18 protein-coding genes are annotated in these 21,695 nt (G+C 62.4%); 14 read left to right on the top strand and 4 right to left on the bottom strand.

The window, feature by feature from the left end:
• Window positions 1–29: 29 nt before the first annotated feature.
• Window positions 30–902, top strand: a complete 873-nt coding sequence (locus PFEN_RS31685; protein ID WP_412071492.1) for a methyl-accepting chemotaxis protein — start codon at window positions 30–32, stop codon at window positions 900–902.
• Window positions 903–1,260: 358 nt separating this feature from the next.
• Here the strand turns inward: PFEN_RS31685 and gbcB are convergent, their stop codons facing one another.
• On the bottom strand, window positions 1,261–2,361 hold the full coding sequence (gbcB, locus tag PFEN_RS26480) for a glycine-betaine demethylase subunit GbcB (protein ID WP_191489555.1): 1,101 nt from the start codon (window positions 2,359–2,361) through the stop codon (window positions 1,261–1,263).
• A gap of 443 nt (window positions 2,362–2,804) precedes the next feature.
• Between gbcB and gbcA the strand changes: the two genes are divergently transcribed.
• A complete protein-coding gene (gene gbcA / locus PFEN_RS26475) occupies window positions 2,805–4,100 on the top strand; it encodes a glycine-betaine demethylase subunit GbcA (protein ID WP_191489554.1) in 1,296 nt (431 codons plus the stop codon).
• Between the two features lie 127 nt (window positions 4,101–4,227).
• Here gbcA and PFEN_RS26470 read toward each other — a convergent pair whose 3' ends face one another.
• From PFEN_RS26470 to PFEN_RS26460, 3 genes are all read right to left on the bottom strand, one after another.
• A complete protein-coding gene (locus PFEN_RS26470) occupies window positions 4,228–5,472 on the bottom strand; it encodes a metallophosphoesterase family protein (RefSeq protein WP_191489553.1) in 1,245 nt (414 codons plus the stop codon).
• Between the two features lie 10 nt (window positions 5,473–5,482).
• Entirely contained in the window at window positions 5,483–7,351 is a 1,869-nt protein-coding gene (locus tag PFEN_RS26465; protein WP_191489552.1) for a hypothetical protein, read from the bottom strand.
• A gap of 238 nt (window positions 7,352–7,589) precedes the next feature.
• Window positions 7,590–11,042 (bottom strand): GMC family oxidoreductase N-terminal domain-containing protein, encoded by a 3,453-nt coding sequence (locus tag PFEN_RS26460; RefSeq protein ID WP_191489551.1) that lies wholly within the window; start codon window positions 11,040–11,042, stop codon window positions 7,590–7,592.
• A 1,182-nt stretch (window positions 11,043–12,224) separates the two neighbouring features.
• Here PFEN_RS26460 and PFEN_RS26455 point away from each other — a divergent pair.
• The 12 genes from PFEN_RS26455 to PFEN_RS26400 all read left to right on the top strand — a co-directional run bounded on the left by PFEN_RS26455 (window position 12,225) and on the right by PFEN_RS26400 (window position 21,666).
• Window positions 12,225–12,731: a prepilin-type N-terminal cleavage/methylation domain-containing protein gene (locus PFEN_RS26455; RefSeq protein ID WP_191489550.1), complete on the top strand. Its 507-nt coding sequence runs from the start codon at window positions 12,225–12,227 to the stop codon at window positions 12,729–12,731.
• Complete coding sequence (locus PFEN_RS26450) at window positions 12,706–13,089, top strand: type II secretion system protein (protein ID WP_191489549.1); 384 nt, start codon at window positions 12,706–12,708, stop codon at window positions 13,087–13,089. The genes PFEN_RS26455 and PFEN_RS26450 overlap by 26 nt, the downstream gene beginning before the upstream one ends.
• Before the next feature lie 40 nt (window positions 13,090–13,129).
• On the top strand, window positions 13,130–13,570 hold the full coding sequence (locus tag PFEN_RS26445; RefSeq protein ID WP_191490263.1) for a type II secretion system protein: 441 nt from the start codon (window positions 13,130–13,132) through the stop codon (window positions 13,568–13,570).
• A gap of 109 nt (window positions 13,571–13,679) precedes the next feature.
• Window positions 13,680–15,257, top strand: coding sequence for a lytic polysaccharide monooxygenase (locus tag PFEN_RS26440; RefSeq protein ID WP_191489548.1), 1,578 nt, complete (start codon window positions 13,680–13,682; stop codon window positions 15,255–15,257).
• 291 nt (window positions 15,258–15,548) lie between these two features.
• Complete coding sequence (gene gspG, locus PFEN_RS26435; RefSeq protein WP_191489547.1) at window positions 15,549–15,989, top strand: type II secretion system major pseudopilin GspG; 441 nt, start codon at window positions 15,549–15,551, stop codon at window positions 15,987–15,989.
• 21 nt (window positions 15,990–16,010) lie between these two features.
• Complete coding sequence (locus tag PFEN_RS26430; RefSeq protein WP_191489546.1) at window positions 16,011–16,505, top strand: lytic transglycosylase domain-containing protein; 495 nt, start codon at window positions 16,011–16,013, stop codon at window positions 16,503–16,505.
• Complete coding sequence (locus tag PFEN_RS26425; RefSeq protein ID WP_191489545.1) at window positions 16,502–17,680, top strand: type II secretion system F family protein; 1,179 nt, start codon at window positions 16,502–16,504, stop codon at window positions 17,678–17,680. Before PFEN_RS26430 ends, PFEN_RS26425 begins: the two co-directional genes overlap by 4 nt.
• Before the next feature lie 4 nt (window positions 17,681–17,684).
• Window positions 17,685–19,319, top strand: a complete 1,635-nt coding sequence (locus PFEN_RS26420) for a GspE/PulE family protein (RefSeq protein WP_191489544.1) — start codon at window positions 17,685–17,687, stop codon at window positions 19,317–19,319.
• Window positions 19,300–20,046 carry a hypothetical protein gene (locus tag PFEN_RS26415; protein WP_224771075.1) on the top strand — a complete coding sequence of 249 codons (747 nt, stop codon included), beginning with the start codon at window positions 19,300–19,302 and terminating at the stop codon, window positions 20,044–20,046. The genes PFEN_RS26420 and PFEN_RS26415 overlap by 20 nt, the downstream gene beginning before the upstream one ends.
• Window positions 20,046–20,609 (top strand): hypothetical protein, encoded by a 564-nt coding sequence (locus PFEN_RS26410; protein ID WP_191489543.1) that lies wholly within the window; start codon window positions 20,046–20,048, stop codon window positions 20,607–20,609. Before PFEN_RS26415 ends, PFEN_RS26410 begins: the two co-directional genes overlap by 1 nt.
• Window positions 20,606–21,163: a GspMb/PilO family protein gene (locus tag PFEN_RS26405; protein WP_191489542.1), complete on the top strand. Its 558-nt coding sequence runs from the start codon at window positions 20,606–20,608 to the stop codon at window positions 21,161–21,163. The genes PFEN_RS26410 and PFEN_RS26405 overlap by 4 nt, the downstream gene beginning before the upstream one ends.
• On the top strand, window positions 21,160–21,666 hold the full coding sequence (locus PFEN_RS26400; RefSeq protein ID WP_191489541.1) for a hypothetical protein: 507 nt from the start codon (window positions 21,160–21,162) through the stop codon (window positions 21,664–21,666). The genes PFEN_RS26405 and PFEN_RS26400 overlap by 4 nt, the downstream gene beginning before the upstream one ends.
• The last annotated feature ends 29 nt before the right edge of the window (window positions 21,667–21,695 follow it).

Here is a 21,695-nt window from a genome sequence, read left to right as displayed (position 1 = left end):
ACGACGAAGCCGGGCGCCTGTTGCAGGCCATGGTCAAGATGCAGCAGAAACTGCGCGACACCCTGCAACGCATTTCCGGCTCCGCCACCCAGTTGGCTTCGGCGGCGGAAGAGCTGAACACAGTCACCGACGAAAGCGCCCGGGGTCTGGTGCGGCAGAACAACGAGATCGAGCAGGCCGCCACCGCCGTCAATGAAATGACCAGCGCCGTGGAAGAAGTCGCGCGCAATGCCGTGAGCACCTCCGAAGCCTCGAAGAACGCTACCGCCTCGGCGGGCGACGGTCGTGACCTGGTACAGGAAACCGTCGGCGCCATCGAGCGCATGAGCAGCGACGTGCAGAGCACCGCGACGTTGATCGGCAACCTGGCCAAGGAGTCCCAGGACATCGGCAAGGTGCTGGACGTGATTCGCGGGCTGGCCGACCAGACCAACCTGCTGGCCCTGAACGCGGCGATTGAAGCGGCCCGGGCCGGGGAAGCCGGTCGCGGTTTTGCCGTGGTGGCGGACGAGGTTCGAGCCTTGGCGCACCGCACCCAGCAGTCCACCAGCGAAATCGAACGGATGATCGGCAGCATCCAGGGTGGCACCGAACAGGCGGTGGACTCGATGCGCAACAGCACTGATCGGGCTGAATCGACCCTGAATATCGCCAAGGGCGCGGGCCTGGCGCTGGAGACCATCAACACCGCGATCGTCGAGATCAACGAGCGCAACCTGGTGATCGCCAGCGCGGCGGAAGAGCAGGCTCAGGTGGCTCGCGAGGTGGACCGCAACCTGGTGAATATCCGCGATTTGTCGGTGCAATCGGCGACCGGGGCAAACCAGACCAGCGCGGCGAGCAGCGAGCTGTCGCGCCTGGCGGTGGACCTGAACAGCATGGTGGCGCGTTTTAGTCTGTAAAACCTCGAAGCTGCGGATCCCCCCTTGTGGCGAGGGGGCTTGCCCCCGCTCGGCTGCGCGGCAGTCGTAAAATCAGCAAATGCGGTGTGTCAGGCTGACCGCGCTTTCAGGGTTTGGGGCTGCTTCGCAGCCCAACGGGGGCAAGCCCCCTCGCCACAAAGAGACCGCGTAGAGCCGGCGAACCTCTCATCACAAAAAGACCGCGTAGAGCCAGCGAACCTCTCATCACAAAAAGACCGCGTAGAGCCAGCGAACCTCTCATCACAAAGAGACCGCGTAGAGCCAGCGAACCTCTCATCACAAAAAGATCGCGTAGAGCCAGCGAACCTCTCATCACAAAGAGACCGCGGTCTTTCTGTCAGTACTCGATCCGCACATCACCCTTCGGCACGCTGCAGCACGACAGGATATAACCCTCGGCCACATCGTCGTCGGTGATCCCGCCGTTGTGCTCCATCTCCACTTCGCCACCCAGCTTCAACACCTTGCAGGTGCCGCAGATGCCCATGCCGCAGGCCTTGGGAATCATCAGGCCAAGCTTGGCCGCCGCCGCATGCACGGTTTCCCCCGGCGCCACGCGGATGCTCTTGCCGGTGGCGGTGAACTCCACCTGGTGCAGGTCCGCAGCATCCACTTCCGGCGCCTCGGCGGCCTGTTCGGCCTGCTCCACCGCATCAGCACGGGCCTCCGGCGGCGTCGCGCCAAACGATTCCTCGTGATAACGGCTCATGTCGAACCCGGCCGCTTCCAACAAACGCTTCACCGCATTCATATACGGCGTCGGGCCGCAGCAGAACACTTCGCGCTCAAGGAAGTCGGGGGCCATCAGCTCCAGCATCTTGTGGTTCAGGTAACCGCGATAGCCGGCCCAGGGCTCGCCCAGGCCATGTTTCTCACAAATCAGGTGCAGGCTGAAGTTGTCGATCCGCGAGGCCATGTGCTCCAGCTCGCGGTGATAGATGATGTCCTTGGGCGAACGGGCGCTGTGGATAAACACCATGTCGACATTGCCGTTGGTGTCGTAGAACCAGCGGGCCATGGACATCACCGGAGTGATGCCGACGCCGCCGCTCAGGTACAGCACCTTCGGGCTCGGGAAGTCGATGGCGTTGAACAACCCCACCGGCCCGTGCACCGCCAGCTCCTGGCCTTCGTGCAGGGTGTCGTGCAACCAGTTGGAAACCCTGCCGCCCGGCACGCGCTTGATGGTCACGGAAAAGCTGTAGGGCACCGACGGCGAGCTGGAAATGGTGTACGAGCGCATGATCGGCTCGCCTTCGATCTCCAGCTCCAGGGTGACGAACTGCCCGGGCTTGAAAAAGAACAGGATCGGCTGGTCGGCCATGAAGCAGAAGGTGCGCACATCCCAGGTTTCCTGGATGACCTTGACGCAGCGCACGATATGCCGACCATTGGCCCAGGTCTGGGTCGTTACCGGATTCAGGAAGTTGTTCGACATATTGTTCTCCACCGCCGACTGTCGGCTCTATATTGGCGATTCTGCGCAAGGGCCGAAGCGACCATTTACCTATCCGCGACATTGGCATGCTTATCGCGACCAGCCCGCAACGACCGGGGCTTGCGCGTCGGGAACGGATTCGGCCATGTCGCCCATGGATAAGGTTCATGTCGCTGCCAGCCGCACACTCCATCGCAAATGATCCACTGTATTTCCGTACTTGCGTGCCAACCGTGTGGCCGGCGTAGCGGGTTTTGACGAGGTGACTGGGGATGCATGAAGTTCTGAGCCAAGGCGCCGCGCCGAGTCATAGCCCGCTATGGCGAGAAGCGGCAACGCAGGATCAGGACTTCAGGCGCCGCAGTCACCTCGTCAAAACCCGCTACGCCGGCCACCTAGCCACTATTCGCCGGCCACACCACATGGCCATGAGGACTAAATCGATGGACGTCACCGCAACCCTGAGCTTGGGCGATCCGCTGGAACCCGCACGCAAGGCCACCGCGCAAATGCTGCAAGAGCGCGAGCGCACCTTCTCCCTGCCACAACCGTTCTACTCCGATGAACGGCTGTTCGAAATCGATATGCAGGAAATCTTTCAGAAAGAGTGGTTGATCGCCGGCATGACCTGCGAAATCCCGACCAAGGGCAATTACCTGACCCTGCAGGTCGGCAAGAACCCGATCATCGTGATTCGCGGTGCCGATGGCGTGGTCCATGCCTTCCACAACGTCTGCCGTCACCGTGGTTCGCGGCTGTGCACCAGCGACAAGGGCAAGGTCGCCAAGCTGGTCTGCCACTACCACCAGTGGACCTATGAGCTGGACGGTCGCCTGCTGTTCGCCGGCACCGAGATGGGCGCCGACTTCGACATGAAGCAATACGGCCTCAAGCCGGTGAACGTGAAGACCTCCGGCGGCTACATCTTCATCAGCCTGGCGGAAAACCCGCCGCCGATCGACGAGTTCCTGGCCACCCTGAATCACTACATGGAACCCTACGACATGGAAAACACCAAGGTGGCGGTGCAAACCACCTTGATGGAGAAGGCCAACTGGAAGCTCGTGCTGGAGAACAACCGCGAGTGCTACCACTGCGGCGGTGCCCACCCGGAACTGCTGAAAACCCTGCTGGAGTGGGACGACGTCACCGATCCGCGCGCCGACCAGGCGTTCAAGGACCATGTGGCCGCCTCCGCCGCCGCCTGGGAAGCCGAGAAGATTCCTTACGCTCATGCCAGCTTCGGCCTGCGTAACCGGATCGTGCGCATGCCGCTGCTCAAGGGCACCGTATCCATGACCATGGACGGCAAGCAGGGTTGCAAGAAGCTGATGGGCCGGATCAAGAACCCGGACCTGGGTTCGATGCGCATCCTGCACCTGCCGCACTCATGGAACCACTGCATGGGCGACCACATCATCGTGTTCACCGTGTGGCCGATCAGCGCCCAGGAAACCATGGTCACCACCAAGTGGCTGGTGCACAAGGATGCGGTCGAAGGCGTGGACTATGACGTGGCGCGCATGCGTGAAGTCTGGGATGCGACCAACGACCAGGACCGTCGCCTGGCCGAAGAAAACCAGCGCGGGATCAACTCCACGGCCTATCAGCCAGGTCCGTACTCGAAGACCTACGAGTTCGGCGTGGTCAACTTCGTCGATTGGTACAGCGAGCGGATGCTGAGCAACCTGGGGGCCGAGCCTGCGTCTTACCTCAAGGGCGTGCCAGTGCAGGGCTAAACGCTAGAAGCTTCGCGGGCAAGCACCGCTCCCACAGGATCTCCGTTATGCCACAGGTATGTGGCCGAGCCGAGAACTTGTGGGAGCGGTGCTTGCCCGCGAAGACGTCAGTACAGTCACCACCGAATTACCCGTGAGACGACCACCGCACCGAGCCATCCTCGCCAATGAACGCCTCAATGATGTTCTCCCCGCTCAAGCGCACCTTCGCATAACCATTGAGCACCCGCTCCGGGTATTCGTCGTCCCCGGCATTCTTCGTTTCGGAAAACAACACACGCTCATTGCCGTCCAGCTCGCTGGTCACGCCATAGGGAATCGCCCCGTGCCCGGCACAGCGGGCCCGCAACCCGCCCTGCTCGGCATAGACGATGCCGTTGTGCAGGTGCCCCCAATACCAGTAGTCCGGCACGCGCCCCAAGGCATCACACACCGGCTGATACAGCTCGGTCTTGTGTTGCCCGGCGATATCGAAGCCCTGATGATGACTGAGCACCATCAGCTTCTTGCGTTTGGGCAGGCTCCGCATCCAGTCGATCTGCTGCTGGTTCAGAGCGCCATCCATATAAAGATCGAGCGGTTTGGAGGCATAGGCCGAATCCAGCCCGACAATCAGCCAGTCATCGTTATACAAGGCGAAGTAGCTGGTGCCCTGCTGCACCGGGAAGCGTGAGTTGAGCTCCGCGAAATAACCATGGGCGCCGCTATACATCTCGTGATTGGAGTTGAGGCTGAAGGCGCCATGCTTGCCCATCGGCCAGCCGGCCATGTCGACATTCTCCTGGGAGCCGGTGCCGGCGTAGTAAACATCGCCCAGGTGAATGGTGAAATCGGCCTGGGCCAACTGCATCTGGTTGGCGACGCTGACCGCCGGGGCATGGCTGTCGAACGGCCCCGTGCCCCAATCGCCGGCAATCGCCAGGGTCACGTCGTTGTCGATCATCATCACCATCGGCGTGGTACCGAACGGCGCGTGGTGTCGCAGGTTCTCGATCCACTTGATCAGCGCCTCGCTCCACAACAGGTCCAGCAGCTCCCATTTACGACAGCCCAGCAGCGTGCCGTCCTTGAGGACCCGGGTCGGTAATTGTGCTTCCGTTGTCGGCAAGGCCTTGGCACTGCCCATATGCAGGATCGACAGGCCATGGGACAGCTCCCACGGCACCGAGGGCTGGTCGGTTGGCAGTTCGCCGTGCTCCAGCACGTATTGGGCCTGGTCATGTCCACGTTGCAGCAACAACTGGATGGCCTGGAACTCCTCGGGCTCGATCTCGCTGATGAGTTTTTTCCAGGACAGCTCCAGCCGGGCCTTCAAGCCATTGAGGCGGACGCGGAGTTTCGCAAGTTCATGTTCCAGATGAGGCAAATTCATAGCTGTCTCCCTACAACGTCTTCATGAATTCGATCAGCGCCCATTTCTCGGCGTCGGTCAGTTGGGTCCCATACAGGTGTCCACTGTTGTGATTGCCCTCCAGGCGAGTGTCGTATCTGAAGTAACTCGGCGCCTGGACCAGCGGGCCGCTGGTGACGAAGCCGACCTTGACCGGGTCGTAGACATCCGAGCCGGTGTTGAACACCTGCGGACGTTTATCCGCTGTCTGCAACAAGTCCCACAGGCTCGGCACCGACCCGTTGTGCAGATACGGCGCGCGCATCCAGATACCATCGGTGGGGGTGTTGCTGTAGCTCTGGGTCTTGCGGTAGGCATTGAAGTCGAACGGTGGCTTCTTGAAGCCATGGAAGGCTTGCACCAGTCCGCTGGTGAAGGAGTTCAGCCGGTGCGGATCGGTACCCAATTGGTCGATATTGGTGGTGACCTGGCCGGTGTCGGCCTTGCCGAACTCATGGCAACCCGCGCAGTTGTTGTCCCAGAGCGGCTTGCCCTGGGCCACCCGCGCCGGATCCAGGGCGAACGGCCAGGCCGGCGGCTTGGTGCCGAGCAACCAGTTGGTGACCCGATTGAAACTGGCCGGCAGCACCGACTGCGGTGTCGCGCCCACCGCCATGGCGGCGGCGTAGTTGCGCTCGTGGATATCGTTGTTGTTGCCGTCCCAATGCAGGTACAGCGACTCTCGCGGCTTCTGGTTCCAGATCTGCGGCAGGTCGACGGTGCCGATGGTCGAATCATCCGGGAAGCCGAAAACCACCATCTTGGTCGGGTTGAAGGTATCGGTACGCCCCGGTCCTTGTTCCGGCCGCAGTTTCTGCCAGGCGTAGGCCTGCTTCTGCTTGAGCAGCGCGCTCTTGGCCATGGGGATGATCAGGTAGCGGTTGTACAGGCGTTCGAAAAAGCCCAGCTGGAACTTGGCGTTGATCGCCGTCATTACCGCATCGGTGGTGAATTTCGGGTCGCTGGCACAATCATAGGCGAACCATTGGAACGCTTGCAGTTGCAGGGTGTTGGCCGGCGCGGTGGCGACCGGCTTGGCGACATCGTTCGCCGAGGCCCGGTAGGAGCCGGTATGACACAAGGCGCAGTTGGGCTCCACGGTCGGGTAGCCGATCTGCCGCTTGGCCATGCCGATGGGCAGGTCGCGACCGTTTTCAAAGAGAAAACCGAACGCCTCCCAACCACCAGGCTTGGGCATTTTTTCCGGACACATCTGCGGCAATACGGAAAACAGGTAGTAGGGAATCCGTGCCTCGATGCCCAGGCCGATGGCGGCGTACTTGAAGTGGTCCTCGTCGGAAGCGAATTGCTCCTCGGGCACCACCCGCAGCATGTTGTACCAGGTTTCGTAGCCGACAAAGCCCAGCACCAGCAGGACGATCAGCAAGCCGACACGGAAACCATGGCGCTGCCAGCGCACCTCCCAACCGTGACACCAGGCGTGCCAGCCGTCGACCAGCAAGGCCCAGGGCCGGGCGGCCGGCGTGCTGCCCATGTAGAGCGTGACCCCCAAGAGCAGGAACATGCTCAGGTCGCCATAGAGCATGGGCACGAACACCGAAGGGGTATTGCTGGTCTGGATCAGATAGATCCAGAACGCCACGGCGACCAACCGGCTCAATACGCATAACCAGGAGTGAATCACAAAGCGTCGGGCGTTGAAGCCCGAAGGCATGTAGAACAGGCTGATACCCACCAGCAACATGCCGGCATTTTCCAGCCAGGGGTCCGACAGCACCGGCGGCAGGCCGACCACCGAGGTCAGCAGTGCCGGAGCGAACAGCGCCGGCAGTGCGAACAGCATGTTCATCACGATGCCGAGCCAGATAAAGCGTTGAAACCAGCGGATGTAATTGTCCATATCACCCTTCCCTGTTATGCACGAGCACCTTTCTTGAGGCCGCCGGGTTTCTTGTGGCCGACAGGTTTATTGTGGCGAGCGGGCTTGCCCGCGCTCGGCTGCGAAGCAGCCGCAAAACCCACGCCGCCGCTCTGTCAGGCAAAACGCGATTGCAGCTTTTAGGGCCGCTTCGCGCCCCAGCGCGGGCAAGCCCGCTCGCCACAACCACAACAAGGCCCTCGCCACGAATGCTGGCCCATCAACCCAGCGCGGTTTTCTCCAGGTGCTCAAGGATGATCGGATACACATCGACCACCGCGTTCTTACCGAACATGCAGTCGATATGACCGTAGCCCGGCACCACATGGCGACTGAACAACTCAGGACCATGCAACGCCACCAGGCGGTCGTAGGTCTTCTCGGTGCTTTCCGGCAGGTAGCATTGGTTGTCGGCGCCGCTGATAAAGCAGATCGGCAACCGCAGCCGGTTGAAGTGCGGCATGTAGACGTCGTTGCCCTTGAAGTCCACCAGATGCCCCTTGCGGCAGATCAGCGCCAGGTGCTCGAAGGTCTGGATATTCGACTCACCGAACAGCTCGTGCAGGTTGTCGTGCAAGGTTTCATTGAGGGTGTCGTGGCGGTACAGCGAGGCATACATGAAGGTGATCCGGTGACAGACCGGGTTGGTGCAGTAGCCCTGGGCCTCGATCCGCGCATAGACGTTGAGGGCCTTGTCATAGACCTTGTTGAACCAGCTCTCCTTGCTGTCGGCATAGGCGGTCAGCGACTTGATGCCCACCGCATCGAGCATCCCTGGCAGATGCAGGCCGGCCTTGATCCCGGTGGCCGTGGCCACCACCGTGTCCGCGGCGATCTGCGAACAGACCACCGAACGCACATCCTCCAGCCCCGCCAGCAGCGACATGAAAAAGGTCGTCGCACCGTAGCAATGCACCACGCACTGCACGTCCGGGGCCTCGGTGGCCTGGCGAATCCGCGCAATGGCTGCCTTGTAGTCGTACTCGGCGATCTGGTCGCCGTTCCACTCGTGCTTGCTCGCCGGCAGCAGGATGCTGACCCGGAAATCCAGCAGCCAGACGTCATAGTCGTGCTTGCACAGGTACTCCAGCAGGTTGGTCTGGAGGGTATCGGTGGAGAAGATAGTCGAGCCCACCCCCAAGCCATGCACCAGCATCACCGGGCCTTTGTTCCCGGCCTGGTAGCGGGTCAGACGTAGCTGGACCTTGTCCTCGGTCTCGAAGAAATGCACGGTTGGCACCGGCGCGTCCAACGGCCGCTTGTGCCGGGGCGGCGCGTCCGGATTGAAGTAGATATCACCGGCAAACACCCCACCGTAGCTGTCCCAGAGAATCCCGGCGAAGAACTTGCCGAAACGCGCCAGGGCTTCGATCCGTTCCCGCTCATTGCGGGCGTTGAGCACCTTCATGGTGGTCATCTGCTTGGCGAAGTCGGCCGGTTGGATATGCATGACCCCGGAGCCGATCACCGCGCCGCGCTTGTCCGGGCCGTGGTAGAGGGTGACATAGAGGGTACTGGTGTCCGACCAGATATTCAGCACGCCGTTGTCCTCGGGCACCGTCTTGAAGGCGCTGAAGTAATAGTCGCGACCATCCTCGGCGGTCAGCTTCATGTCGTAGTTCATATGGCGCACGCCGACCTGCTGTGGGTACTGCTCGAACAGGTTGAAGACGCCATTGCTGGCTGTCAGCGGATAAGGTGAAAGCGCCGGGGCATCCAGGGTGCCGACCAGGGTCGCGGCATGCTCCGGCTCCTTGATCAGGCGATTGAGGTCGTCGGCGGTGATGGTCAGGGTGAATTCGATGGGCGAGTTCTGCGCCTCGCCGCTCTTGGCGGCCGCTTGATAAAGCGCCAGATCAGTGCCCTGGGGCTGGGTGAAATCCTTGGAAAAATAACCCTTCATGGTTTCCGTGAACTGTACGCCCAGGGTCGGCGGCGCCACTGGTTTACGCGGCGCCGATGGCAGGCGGTAGTCGATGACCCAGCCGCGATCAGCGGCCAGCAGGCCCATGTTGCGCTCGCTGACCGCCGAGATGGTCAGCAGTGGATTGACCGCCAACGAGGTCGGGATCACCGCCCCGTCGGTCACGTACAACCCCGGATAGACATCGCTGCCGCTGGTTGCGCTGAACACCTGGCCCTTGTGGTTGACCACGCCCTGCGTGGCGTCCTCGCCCATCACGCAGCCGCCCAGCGGATGCACCGAGACGATGCTGTGCTTGAGCAGCTTGGTCCAGATCGGATTCGGTACCCAGACCCCGCCCAGGGCCTGGGTCGACTGGCGCAGGCGGTCGTTGCCGAGCTTGAAGTTTTCCTGTTCGCCCACCCCTGGCCAGTCGATGCGCAACTGGTCCTGGTCATCCAGCAGCATGCGTCCCTTGCCGTCGTCATGGCTCATGATCAGGTAGGTCTGCATATTGTGCAGCGCGCCGTGGTACGGGCCGCGCAGAAAGCTTTCGGCCTCGCGGGCCTTGTAGTGCAGTTCGGCACTGACGCCCTTGTCGGTGGCCTCGCCGATCAGCTCGGCAAAACCCGCCATCGCCGGCACCATGGGCCTCCCCAGCGCGCCCGGGATCGAGCCTTCTTCGATCACCATCCGGCTGCGCCAGTCACCTTCGCTACGCAGGTCGATGATCGAGGTGATGCACGGCCCGACCGGCTGCAGTTCCTTGGCCGGATGGGCACCGAAGCCGATGCCGTTGATGGTCTGTTCGCAGTTGTGGCCGAAACCGAGGATATCGCCGTTACCGCTCATGTTTTCGCCAAGCTGGTCGGACATCGACACGCCTTTGCCACGCGAACGCAGGAGGATTTCCGTGGACCCCAGGGTGCCGGCGGAGACGACCACTACGTTGGCCCTGACGAACAACGTCGGTGCCGAGAACTTTTCCCGGCCGCTGTCCAGATACTGGAAGTGCACGATCCAGCCATCGCCGTCGCGCTCCAGATGCCGCACCTCGGCCTGGCAGAAAATCTCCGCGCCGTGGTTCCAGGCATCCGGCAGGTAGTTCATCAAAGTGGTGTTCTTGGCCTTGTTGTTACAGCCCGAGACACAGTCGCCACACTGGTTGCACGGCAGTTGTTCGACGCCGACATGGTTGAGGTTGTTGGGCAGTTTGTCGAAGGTCACGTTGATTGGCGGCGTATAGAAATGCGCGTTCTCTTGCAGGTAATCCGCCGACTTGCGGTGGGCGTCCAGCTTCGGCAGTTGCGGGCCGGATGCCGGATAAGGATTGGGCTTGAGCATTTCCCGGGCCCGCGCATAGCCTTCGGCAAGCAGCGTGTCGCGATGTTCACGGACCGCCTGAGGCCAGCGCGGGTCATCGAAGACGCCCGGCTCCGGCTCCAGGGACACGTTGGCATTGATCAGCGAGGTGCCGCCCAGGCCGCAACCGACCACCACGTTCTGCTGGGCATTGACGTGCAGGTCGAACAAACCGGTGCGCGAGCCGATATGACCGTCCGGGTCATGGACCTGCAACTGCTCCGTCGCCGCGACCATGGTGTTGGGGTATTCCCCCGGCTGGATCTCGCGCCCGCGCTCCAGCAGGCAGACACTTTTCCCGGCACGCGACAGCCGCGAGGCGGCGATACCGCCGCCGTAGCCGGAACCGATCACGATGACGTCGTAGCGTTCCTTGATCTCACTGATGGATGTCGAAATCCGGGTCATTGTTATTTCCTCTGGTGGCTAGGTCGGGCAACTCTGCGGTTGCCGCTACAGGGGCGGACGGTGATGCAACAGGCGAACGCGCACGCAGGTTCTCCAGACAAGCCGGGATGCACACGAAGAACCATCGGAAAGGCGCACGAGCGCCGGGTCAGGCGCTATAGGCGAGCACGCTGATTGATGGCATGGCGATGAGCGCGCCGGTGAACCAGGGCACTGGCTCGGGCCACGGCATTGAAGCTGGGGAGTGCTGGTGAACGGCGGTATGGCTGGCGACCCATCAAGCGTTCTCCCTGAACCTGATATGGATGCGAATAACTTGTGTCCTTGTGCCATGAGTGAAGACTTTGCACCGGGGGGTGTCAATAAACACCCTTAGAACTGTATGAAATTTGACCTATAGCGCTATGCGCTATAAGAACCGGGGCCTGGCGACCTTGGCGAACAACTTATCCACAGAACCACCCACAGTAAATGTGGGCAAGTAGTGGTTTATGCACCGGCAAGGGCAATGAAAGCTGAATAAAATCCGTGACTTATTCAGAAAGGCCGGTTCTGGCAACTATTGATCAGTTTTTAACCATATCCTTGCAGGGCTTGTATTTAAAGGTCTACGGAGGACCGCGAACACCTTATCCACAGAAAGGCCAACAGACTTTGTGCGCAACTTGGCGACTCACCCGGGATTCTGTGGAAAACCCTTAAAGACCGCGAAATATGATGCTTTCAGACTGATCGGATGAAGAAAAAACTACAATTGCTTATTTTTTGACCAGAACCTTACAAGCCATATAAAACGGGGCATTCAGAGGATAGCGAACATCTTATCCACAAAAGCGCCAACAGACTTTGTTAACAAGTCAGCCTCGGGGCAGCATCGGGAAAGGCTTTTATCCACAGGAAAACTTGAACAAAAACCGTCAGTTAGGTTGATCAGTTTTCGTACAAAGGGCTATAGGCATTGATTTGCAAAGGATGCAGCGATGCACGAACATCTTATCCACAGACCCGCCAACAGCCTCTGTGGACATTTGTCGATAAATACCGATGTCCGTCGAGGTCGGCTGGCTTGCCTGGCATCAGCGAACTATCGACTACACTTCTCCCACAGCGTGCCATGTTCTTGCAGTAAAGGTGTCTTGGCCTGACGCATTTACCCGAGGATATCCAGATGGTGCGATCTCCATGTGGCCGCCGCTATTTCCACTAGCGTCTCGCCGCCCATCCGTCATCGGCTTCACCCTGATCGAGTTGCTGCTTGCCCTGGCACTGCTGGCGACCCTGGCCACGGTGGCCTATCCACTGACCGCCCTGGTGGGCAAACGTGAACGTGAACTCGACCTGCAACGCTCGTTGCGGGAGATCCGCCGTGCCATCGACGCCTACAAGGAAGCCACCGACGACGGGCGGGTCGACAGTTCCCTGTCCTCCAGCGGTTACCCGCCATCCCTCGAAGCTCTGGTCGAGGGCGTCGTCGACAAGAAAGACCTGGGCGGCAAGAAAATCTTCTTCCTGCGGCGCATTCCCCGCGATCCGGTCTGCGAATGCCCGGACCAACCCGCCGAGAAAACCTGGCGCCTGCGCAGCTACAAAAGCACCGCCGAGGACCCGGCCGAAGGCGAAGACGTCTTCGACATCAGCTCCACCAGCCAGCGGGAGGGCCTCAATGGGACGCCGTACAACCAATGGTAGGGTCAAGGGTTTTACCCTGATCGAACTGCTGGTGGTGATGGCCATCATCGCCACGCTGATGACCCTGGTCATGCCGCAGTATTTCCGCCAGCACACCAAGGCCCAGGAAACCGTGTTGCGCCATAACCTGGTGTCGATCCGCCAGGCGCTGGATCACTACCGCGAAGACAAGGGCAGCAATCCGCTGGCCCTGGAAGAGCTGGTCAGCGGGCGCTACTTGCGCGAGATCCCCCGGGATCCGATCACCGGTCGGCGCGACACCTGGCAACTGCAAAGCGGCGAGGACAGCGGTTTCGGCGATGTGCACAGCGGTGCCGAAGGGCGGGCCATGGACGGAACGGACTATGGCTCCTGGTAACGGGGTGCGCGTCCGGACACCGCAGCAAGGCTCGGTGTTCATGGGCCTGCTGGTGTCGGTGGCCATCGTCGCCGTGCTGATGATGGAAATCGGTGTGCTCTGGTCGACCCAACTGCGCCGCGAACGCGAAGCGCAGCTGCTGGCCCAGGGCGAGGAAATCCGTCGGGCCATCGGCCTGTATTACGAACAGCAGAGACTGTATCCCAAGAATCTTGAGGACCTGCTGCTGGACCGCCGCCAGCCAACGATCAAACGTTACTTGCGCCGGGTCTACCCCGATCCCATGGGCGGGAAGGCCGATTGGGGAATCATCGCCGGTCCCGGGGAAACCATCATGGGCGTGTTCAGCCAGGCAGAGGGACAGCCACTCAAGCAAGGCAACTTTCGCCAGCACCAGGAGAGCTTCACAGGGCAAGGCAGTTATCAGGGGTGGCAGTTTCTGTACCGGCCTGGACAGAGTGGCCCTTCCAAAAGAACGTAGAACCTACGTTGGAGGTGAGCATGTCGAGTGATCAAGCCAGTCATTGAGCGAAATACCGAAAGCCCGAACGGTTCGGGAGGTTTTTTCCAACTTGAACGTGGACTGAACTATGAACAGCTTACATTTCTACGCACGATCCATTATCCGTTGCGCACTGGCGGCGTTACTGGCGCTGCCGGCGCTGGGCTGGGCCCACGGCGCGGTGGACATCCCCGTCACACGACAGACGCTGTGCCGTAGCTACAACGACTATAACGGGCCTCCCGATAAGATGAAGGATGACGGTTGCCGCAGGGCCGTGACAGAACCTGGGCATGCCCGGGAACTGATCAAGGGAGGAGAACAGTGGAATGAGGTCACGGCGTTTATCAATGGTCGTTGGAGCGAAGCAGACGGCGGCGAGGCGGCGCTCAAGGAAATCGTGCCCGATGGAAAGCTGTGCTCTGCCAACCGCAAGGAGATGGATGTCCTCAACCTGGCCATGCCGGAATGGACCAAGACCCTGGTGACGCCCGACAGCAATGGCAAGCTCAGAATGCGCTTGATCATGACGGCAGCGCATGAACCTGGCTTCATCACGGTGTACCTCAGTAAGCCTGGCTATGACAGTGCGGCGCGCCCCTTGGAGTGGAAAGACCTGGAGTTGATCTACAGCGAACATGACGCTACGGCCCGTAACGACTGGGGGACTCAACCACCGCTTATCAGTGCTGTGAAATTCTTTCAATTCGACGTACCTATTCCCGCCGGGCGCTCGGGCAACGCCGTGCTCTTTACCCGCTGGCAGCGCAAGGACCCGAGAGGCGAGGGTTTCTACGGCTGCAGCGATATAACCTTCGGCGGTGTGACCCAGCCACAACCCTGGACCAGGGAAAAGGTCTTTATCGACGCTGACGTGGTCCATCCCGAACCCGGCGATAAGGTGCACTATCGCGTCTTCGGACATGACAGGGCGGGCACGGAAGTGGTGGACCTGAAGCTGCCCATCGACGCAAGCAACCAGGCGCCTGCGGTGTGGGGCAAACAATTGGCGGACCAATTGACCAGCTACCAGAACATCGTTCGTATCGGCACCCAAAGGGGCGACGAGATTGTTTTCAACGCCTCAAACATTTACGCCAACCATAACTATTTGAAAGACAATAGAAACTCCACACAGATGTCCGTTGACTCCGGAAACGGCGGTGAGAACCCCGAACCGGTGGTGGATGCGCGTCCGCCTGTGGCAGTGATCGACGGGCCCACCGACGTCAAGGCGGGTGAGCGCTTCACCCTGAAGGCAGGCAGGTCCACCACCTACAACAACCTCCCATTGCGCTACACCTGGGCGATCCTCGGGGGCCAGGGCTGGAGCCATGGCGACATCACCGCCGAAAACCTCACCATCACCGCCCCCACCGGGGACCAAGCCGCGACCGCCAGGGTGCTCCTGACCGTGCGCGATGATGTGAATGAGAAGCGTAATGACACAGAGGTGAGCGTCACGACAAGGCCGGAGTCAGGGGGTGGAAATCATGAACCCTACCAAGAGGGCAAGAACTACCAAGCCGGGGATATCGTGACCAACGCTGGCGCTAACTACCAGTGCAAACCCTGGCCGTATACTCCCTGGTGTGCGGGCGCCGCCGGGTTTTACGCCCCGGGCACCGGGATCCACTGGCAGGAGGCCTGGGACAAGGTCCAATAAGCCGTCTCGTCCCCGGAGGATAACGCCGTACTTCATATACGGCGTTATCGAGATATCTCCTGCTGTAGCGACTCGAGTACGTTTTATATTTCCTGATCAAAAAACATACTGTTTTTATAATCAAGAGATATAGATCCCGGGCACTGGCCTTGGGCTATTGAACTAAAGTTACAGTCAGTCATTCACCCCGAGACATGTTCAACGTGTACCTGCCGGTGGTGCCCACCTGATGTAGGGCCGGAAGAGGTTAGAAGTAACCGCGTTCCCTGCCTCATCAGCCGAGCGGCCTCCATGAACGGTTTAGCGTCACGCCTGCGCCTTGCACCGCCCCCACGCGGCTTCACCCTTCTCGAACTATTGGTGGTCCTGCTGATCATCGCCCTGCTGGCCGGCTACGTCGGACCGAAGATGTTCGATCGCCTGGAGCTGGCGAAAGTCCAGACCGCCAAGGGCCAGATGAAATCCCTGTCCGATGCCCTGAACCAGTATCGCCTGGACAACGGCCACTACCCCAACGAGATTCAAGGCCTGAACGTGTTGATCGAGCGGCCGGCCGGCGAATCCGGCTGGCATGGCCCCTACCTGTCCAAGAGCATACCGCTGGATCCCTGGAACAATCCCTACATCTTCAAGAATCCCGGCGCCAGCCATGAAGTCGAGCTCATCTCCCTGGGCCGCGATGGCAAGGCCGGCGGCGACGGCACCGCCGCCGACATCGTGTATGGCTTTTGAACCCACCCGGAGGGCCTGTCCATGCGCCATCCACTCGAACTGCTGATCGCCCTGGGCGCCCTCTTCATCGCCGGGACCGGCTGCGCCAACTGTTTCCAGGACGCCGGCGAGCGCTACCACATCGACCCCTTGTTGCTCTACGCCATTGCCCAGGTCGAATCGGGGCTGAACCCCCAGGCGCGCAACAACAACCGTGACGGCAGCCAGGACATCGGCCTGATGCAGATCAACAGCCGTCACCTGGGGCGCCTTGCCGCCTTCGGTATCGGTGAGCGAAACCTGCTCGACGAGCCCTGCACCAGTGTCATGGCCGGCGCCTGGATTCTCGCCCAATTGGTCCAGCAATTCGGTTATGGCTGGCAGGCCGTGGGCGCCTACAACGCCGGCGCCGGCAGCGAACGCAACGCCAACCGCAGCCGCTACGCCCAGCGAGTATGGGGCTACTACGCCAGCCTGCTGGAACTGCGCCAACGCGGCGCCGGCACGCAGACCGCGCACAACGGTACGCGACCATGAGGGAGTTCGACGCCCGCATCGTCCGCCAGGGCCAACTGCACAGCCTGCGCCTGCAGGCCGTCGACATCGACGATGCGCGCCGCCAGTTGCAGGACGCCCAAGTAGTCTCGCTGCGCCAGCGCACCTCGTTCCAATGGCCAGGACGCCGCGCGCGTTTCGCCCTCAACCTGTTTATCCAGGAACTGGTGGTGCTGCTCGATGCCGGGCTGGTGCTGGTGGAATCGGTGGAAACCCTGCGCGACAAGGCCGCGCCGGGGGTCAACCGGCAAGTCTTGAGCGAGCTGCTGGAGTCGATGTACCAGGGCAACGCGTTTTCCCGGGCCATGCAGGCCAAGCCGGAAATCTTTCCGACACTGCTGGTGGCCACCGCCGCCTCCTCCGAGCACAGCGGCCAGCTGTCGGTGGCGTTGCGTCGCTACCATCATTTCGAAGCCCATCTGGAAACCGTGAAGAAGCGCGTCAGCAGCGCGCTGATGTACCCCCTGGTAGTGCTCGGCGTGGGCGCCGTGATCCTGCTGTTCCTGTTGTTCTTCGTAATCCCCCGCTTCGCCTCGGTGTTCGACGCGATGAGCGACCTGCCGGCGACCGCGCGCTTCATGGTCTGGTGGGGCGGCCGCGTGGAGCAGCAAGGCGGCCTGCTGATGGGCGGCCTGGCGGTGCTGGTCACAAGCCTGGTGCTGCTGGCGCGAACCGAGGCGGTCAAACGGCGCCTCGGCGCCTGGCTGTGGAAGATTCCCAGCCTCGGCGCCCAGCGGACCCTGTTTATCCTCGCGCGTTTCTACCGCACCGCCGGCATGCTGCTGATGGGCGGGATGCCCGCCGTGTCGGCCCTGGAAATGGCCGGGGCGCTGTTGCCGACGGAGCGCCAGGGCGACCTGGGCCGCAGCCTGAGCGACATCCGCGCCGGCCAGCCGCTGTCCACCACCCTAGCCCGCCACCGGCTCACCACCCCGGTTGCCGAACGCCTGCTGCGCGTGGGCGAGCAAAGCGGCGAACTGGCCGCCATGTGCGAACGTATCGCACAGTTCCACGACGAGGCGCTGGAGCGTGCCATCGAGCTGTTCAGCAAGGTCTTCGAACCGCTGCTGATGCTGGTGGTCGGCGGGCTGATCGGGCTGATCGTGTTCCTGCTGTACATGCCGATCTTCGAACTGGCCGGTTCCATCCAGGGGTAGCGCGATGGACAGACTCAGGCAGCAATGGCAGCAACAGGCCCGACAAGACAACATCCCGTTGTCGGAGTACCTGCGGCAGGTGCTGGAACGCACTCCGGAACACCTGGCCGACGTCGCCACGCTCCTCGGCCTCACGCCACTCAGCGCCGCACAGATCGACGGCCACGAGCGCTTCGACACCCTCTCCCTGCCCCAGGCCCTGAGCCGCCGGACACTGCCGGTGGAGATCGACGGCCAGGCCTACCTGGTGCTCGGCGCGCCGTTTTCCCTGAGCGGCCGCCAATGGCTGCAATCTCATGCCGAGCTGGCCTCGATGACCCTGGCGATGAGCCTGCCCGGGGTCGTGGAAACCGAGCTGAAAAAGGCCGAGGCCAGCCAGCGCGTGATGGACCCTTTCGCGCGCGACGACGAAGACGCGAGGGTGGCCGAAGCCGTCCAGGAGATCTCCCTGAGCAGCATTGCCCGCGATGACAATCCGGTGGTGCGGCTGGTCAACTCGACACTCTTCGACGCCTTGCAGAGTCGCGCCAGCGATATCCATGTCGAGAGCACCGCCGAAGGCCTGGTGATCAAGTACCGGATCGACGGGGTGCTGCAACTGATCGGCCAGAGTGCCGGGCTCGACACCGCCGAACAGGTGCTGTCACGGCTCAAGGTGCTTTCCGGCCTGGATATCGGCGAACGCCGGGTGCCCCAGGACGGTCGTTTCAAGGCGCGCATCCAGCAGCGCGACGTCGACTTCCGGGTCTCCATCATGCCCAGCATTCACGGCGAGGACGCGGTGCTGCGGGTACTGGACAAGTCACAGCGCGGCGAGTCCCTGAGCCTCGACAGCCTGGGGCTGGACGAGGACGCGATTCGCCGTATCCGGCTGCTGGCCAGCGAGCCCTACGGCATGCTGCTGGTGACCGGCCCCACCGGCAGCGGCAAGTCGACGACGCTCTATGCGGCCCTGTCGGAGACCAATACCGGCGAGAAGAAAATCATCACCATCGAAGACCCGGTGGAGTACGAACTGCCCGGCGTCCTGCAGATCCCGGTGAACGACAAGAAGGGCCTGACCTTCGCCCGTGGCCTGCGCTCGATCCTGCGGCACGACCCGGACACCATTCTGGTGGGCGAGATCCGTGACGGTGAAACCGCCGGGATCGCCGTGCAAGCCGCCTTGACCGGCCACCTGGTGCTGTCCTCGGTGCATGCCAACAGTGCGTTCAGCGTGCTGGAGCGCTTCAACTACCTGAAGGTGGAACCGGCCAGTTTCGTCGAGGCGCTCAACGGCGTGGTCGCGCAGCGGCTGCTGCGACGGGTCTGCAGCGAATGTGCGGTGGCGAGCGAACCTGACGCGCAACTGCTGCAACTGGCTCACCTGCCGACCGATTCGAGCGCTGGCCACTACCGGATCGGGCGCGGTTGCGAGGCTTGCCGCCATACCGGTTATCGCGGACGGCTGGCGCTGGCGGAAGTGCTGAGTCTCACCGACGCCCTCAAGGACGGCCTGCTGCAACGCCGCTCGGCCGCCGCCCTGCGTGAACTGGCACGGGAATCGGGTCATCGCTTCATGCGCGACATCGCGTTGTCGAGCGCCGCCGCCGGACAAACCACCTTGCAGGAGGTCCATCGTGTCCTTTCTCTTTATTGATCACGTGGTCTTGCTGGAGCGCGACCAAGTCCGCTGGGCGGCCCATCCCCGCTGGCCCGCCGGACCCGCCTGGCAAGGCCGCGAGCGCGGCGACCCGCTGGCCGCCTGCGCCGCCCTGCTGGAGCAGGCCCCCCACGGCCGGCTGAGCTACCTGGAGCGGGTCACCCTGCTGCTGGGTTTTCCCCATGTGCATTACCTGGTCCTGCCCTGGCAGGAGGGCCTGTACAGCCCCCTCGACTGGCAAGGTTTCGCCCTGGCGCTGTTCAGCCAGCAAACCGATCTCGACGCCGCCCAGTGGCAGGTCGCAATCGATCCGGCGCGGTTCGGCCAGGTGCGCCTGGCGGCGGCGGTCAACAACGCGTTGGTCGAGGCCCTCTTGGCCTTGTTCCAGGCTCGGCACCTGCCTATCAAGGCCTGTACGCCGTTGCTGGTCGATGCCCTGCAACGCCATTGGCACGAGTTACCGCGAGACTATCGCTTCGCCGTCCGCGAGCCGGATGCCCTCAGCTGCGTATTCGCCCACCAGGGCATGCCGGCGCAAGTCTGCGTGCTGCCGCTGAGCCAACAGACGTCCTTGTCCGACGCTTTGCGAGTGGCCGATGTGTTGTGCGACGAACAGGAGCAGCAGACCCTGGTAGTCGCCCCCGAGGCGGTCTTCGAGCCGTCCCCGGGCCCGTCCTGGCGCTGGCTCGGGCCGTTGCATCCCTGGCTGACGGAGCACGCCTGATGAACAGCAGCCTGCGCCAGCGCTGGCGAAGCCCACGAGCACCGCGGATCGACCTGCGCGGCGCCAGCAGCGCCCGGCCCTGGCTGCTGGCGTTGCTGGGGGCCGTGGCCCTCGGTCTGTGGATAACGCTCTGGGCGGACTGGCAGGCCCTGCAGGTCCGGGAAGCCGAAGCGGAGCGGTTGGAACGGCAATTCACCGCCCTGGCGATCCAGCAGGAACAGCTCATGCAAGCCTCCCTGCACACCTCTCCACTGCAGAAAAAACAGCTGGAGACCTTTGCCCGCCAGAGCGCCACGCCCTTCGCCCTGCTCGATGCCCTGGGCCGGGCCTGGTCAACGGACGTCGCGTTGCTGCGGCTGGACATCAACACCCCGGCCCGGGAACTCAGCCTGGACATCGAGAGCCGCCGCCTGGAAGGCAGCCTGCACTTTATCGAACAACTCAAGACCGAGAGCGGCCTCAGCGTCAGCCTGCAGCAGAGCGCGCGCAACACTCGCGATCCCATGCTGCCGATGAGCGTCAAGGTCAAACTCAGCGCTCCCCAGGGAGTGAACGGACCATGAAAGCGATGCCCCGGCAGTGGCCCGACGCCGCCCAGCTCCAGGCATGGCTGCGCTGGTATCTGGCACAGGCGCAACGCATCCTCGGGTTCTGGGGCGGCGTGGCGCTGCTGCTGATCGCCGCCGCCCTGGTGATTCGCCTGGGCGTGGTCCGCCCCGGCCTCGAAGACAGCGCCATGCGTTTGCGCGAAGCCCGGGCCGGCATCGCCGAGCGCCCGCAAGACCTGCATATCGCCGAGCCGCAGGCGGTCCGGCGCCTGCCCGACACCGACAGCTTCGAGCCGCGCCTGGAAAGCCTGCTGTCGGTCTTGCAGCAAAACGGTTTCGCGGTCCTGCAAACCGACTTCCAGTACTCCGCCCCCGGAGACGACCAGACCCGGCGGCTGGAGCTGGATATTCCGCTGAGCGGCAGTTATCCGGCCTTGCACAAGGCCCTCGTCGACCTGGTGCAACAACCGGCGGTGCGCATCGAAAGCCTGAGCCTGCAACGCAAGGACATCGCCACCGCGCAACTGGACATTCGCCTGCGCCTCAGCCTGCTGGCGGTGCTCAAGTGAAGCTGCCGCTGTATCTGCGCGTGCTGCTCGGTGCCGTGCTGCTCGGCTGTGGCTGGTTGTTCTGGCAGGACCGGAATACCCCCGCGCCACCGACCACGCCAGCGCCCGCCGCGATACCGCGCGTGGCAACCGCCGTACCGCAACAGCCAACCGACGCCGCCGCGCCATCCCCCGCCCCGAGCGTGGTCGATCTGTTTCCCAGCCAAAGCTGGCTACCGCCACCGCCGCCGGTGGAGCCGACGAAGCCTGCCGCCCCGCAAGCGCCACCGATGCCCTTCAGCGTCAGCGCGCAATGGCGCTACCAGGGTCAGTCGAAAATCGTCGTCCTGCAGGGCCAGGGGGTGCGCTACACCCTGTGCCAGAGCTGTTCGGTAGAGGGGCATATCCGTCCGGGAGCGACCTTCGACAAGGGCTATCGACTGGACAAACTGACCGACACCAGCGTGGTGCTGACGTACTTGCCGCTACGTCAGGTGACCACGTTGCGCCTGGACACTCCCTGAGCACGGACCGCTCTAGCGAAGAGAACGAT

The organism is Pseudomonas sp. FEN (assembly GCF_904067045.1).
Lineage (GTDB): Bacteria > Pseudomonadota > Gammaproteobacteria > Pseudomonadales > Pseudomonadaceae > Aquipseudomonas.
This window is presented reverse-complemented; position numbering and strand designations above follow the sequence as displayed.

What these genes read in the sequence shown, in the direction of transcription:
- PFEN_RS26405 (WP_191489542.1), top strand. Translation starts at nt 20,606, where the DNA reads ATGAAAGCGATGCCCCGGCAGTGGCCCGACGCCGCCCAGCTCCAGGCA.
- PFEN_RS26430 (WP_191489546.1), top strand. Translation starts at nt 16,011, where the DNA reads ATGCGCCATCCACTCGAACTGCTGATCGCCCTGGGCGCCCTCTTCATC.
- PFEN_RS26465 (WP_191489552.1), bottom strand. Translation starts at nt 7,351, where the DNA reads ATGGACAATTACATCCGCTGGTTTCAACGCTTTATCTGGCTCGGCATC.
- PFEN_RS26420 (WP_191489544.1), top strand. Translation starts at nt 17,685, where the DNA reads ATGGACAGACTCAGGCAGCAATGGCAGCAACAGGCCCGACAAGACAAC.
- gspG (WP_191489547.1), top strand. Translation starts at nt 15,549, where the DNA reads ATGAACGGTTTAGCGTCACGCCTGCGCCTTGCACCGCCCCCACGCGGC.
- gbcB (WP_191489555.1), bottom strand. Translation starts at nt 2,361, where the DNA reads ATGTCGAACAACTTCCTGAATCCGGTAACGACCCAGACCTGGGCCAAT.
- PFEN_RS26460 (WP_191489551.1), bottom strand. Translation starts at nt 11,042, where the DNA reads ATGACCCGGATTTCGACATCCATCAGTGAGATCAAGGAACGCTACGAC.
- PFEN_RS26410 (WP_191489543.1), top strand. Translation starts at nt 20,046, where the DNA reads ATGAACAGCAGCCTGCGCCAGCGCTGGCGAAGCCCACGAGCACCGCGG.
- PFEN_RS31685 (WP_412071492.1), top strand. Translation starts at nt 30, where the DNA reads ATGGTCAAGATGCAGCAGAAACTGCGCGACACCCTGCAACGCATTTCC.
- PFEN_RS26455 (WP_191489550.1), top strand. Translation starts at nt 12,225, where the DNA reads ATGTGGCCGCCGCTATTTCCACTAGCGTCTCGCCGCCCATCCGTCATC.
- PFEN_RS26440 (WP_191489548.1), top strand. Translation starts at nt 13,680, where the DNA reads ATGAACAGCTTACATTTCTACGCACGATCCATTATCCGTTGCGCACTG.
- PFEN_RS26450 (WP_191489549.1), top strand. Translation starts at nt 12,706, where the DNA reads ATGGGACGCCGTACAACCAATGGTAGGGTCAAGGGTTTTACCCTGATC.
- PFEN_RS26470 (WP_191489553.1), bottom strand. Translation starts at nt 5,472, where the DNA reads ATGAATTTGCCTCATCTGGAACATGAACTTGCGAAACTCCGCGTCCGC.
- PFEN_RS26445 (WP_191490263.1), top strand. Translation starts at nt 13,130, where the DNA reads ATGGGCCTGCTGGTGTCGGTGGCCATCGTCGCCGTGCTGATGATGGAA.
- gbcA (WP_191489554.1), top strand. Translation starts at nt 2,805, where the DNA reads ATGGACGTCACCGCAACCCTGAGCTTGGGCGATCCGCTGGAACCCGCA.
- PFEN_RS26425 (WP_191489545.1), top strand. Translation starts at nt 16,502, where the DNA reads ATGAGGGAGTTCGACGCCCGCATCGTCCGCCAGGGCCAACTGCACAGC.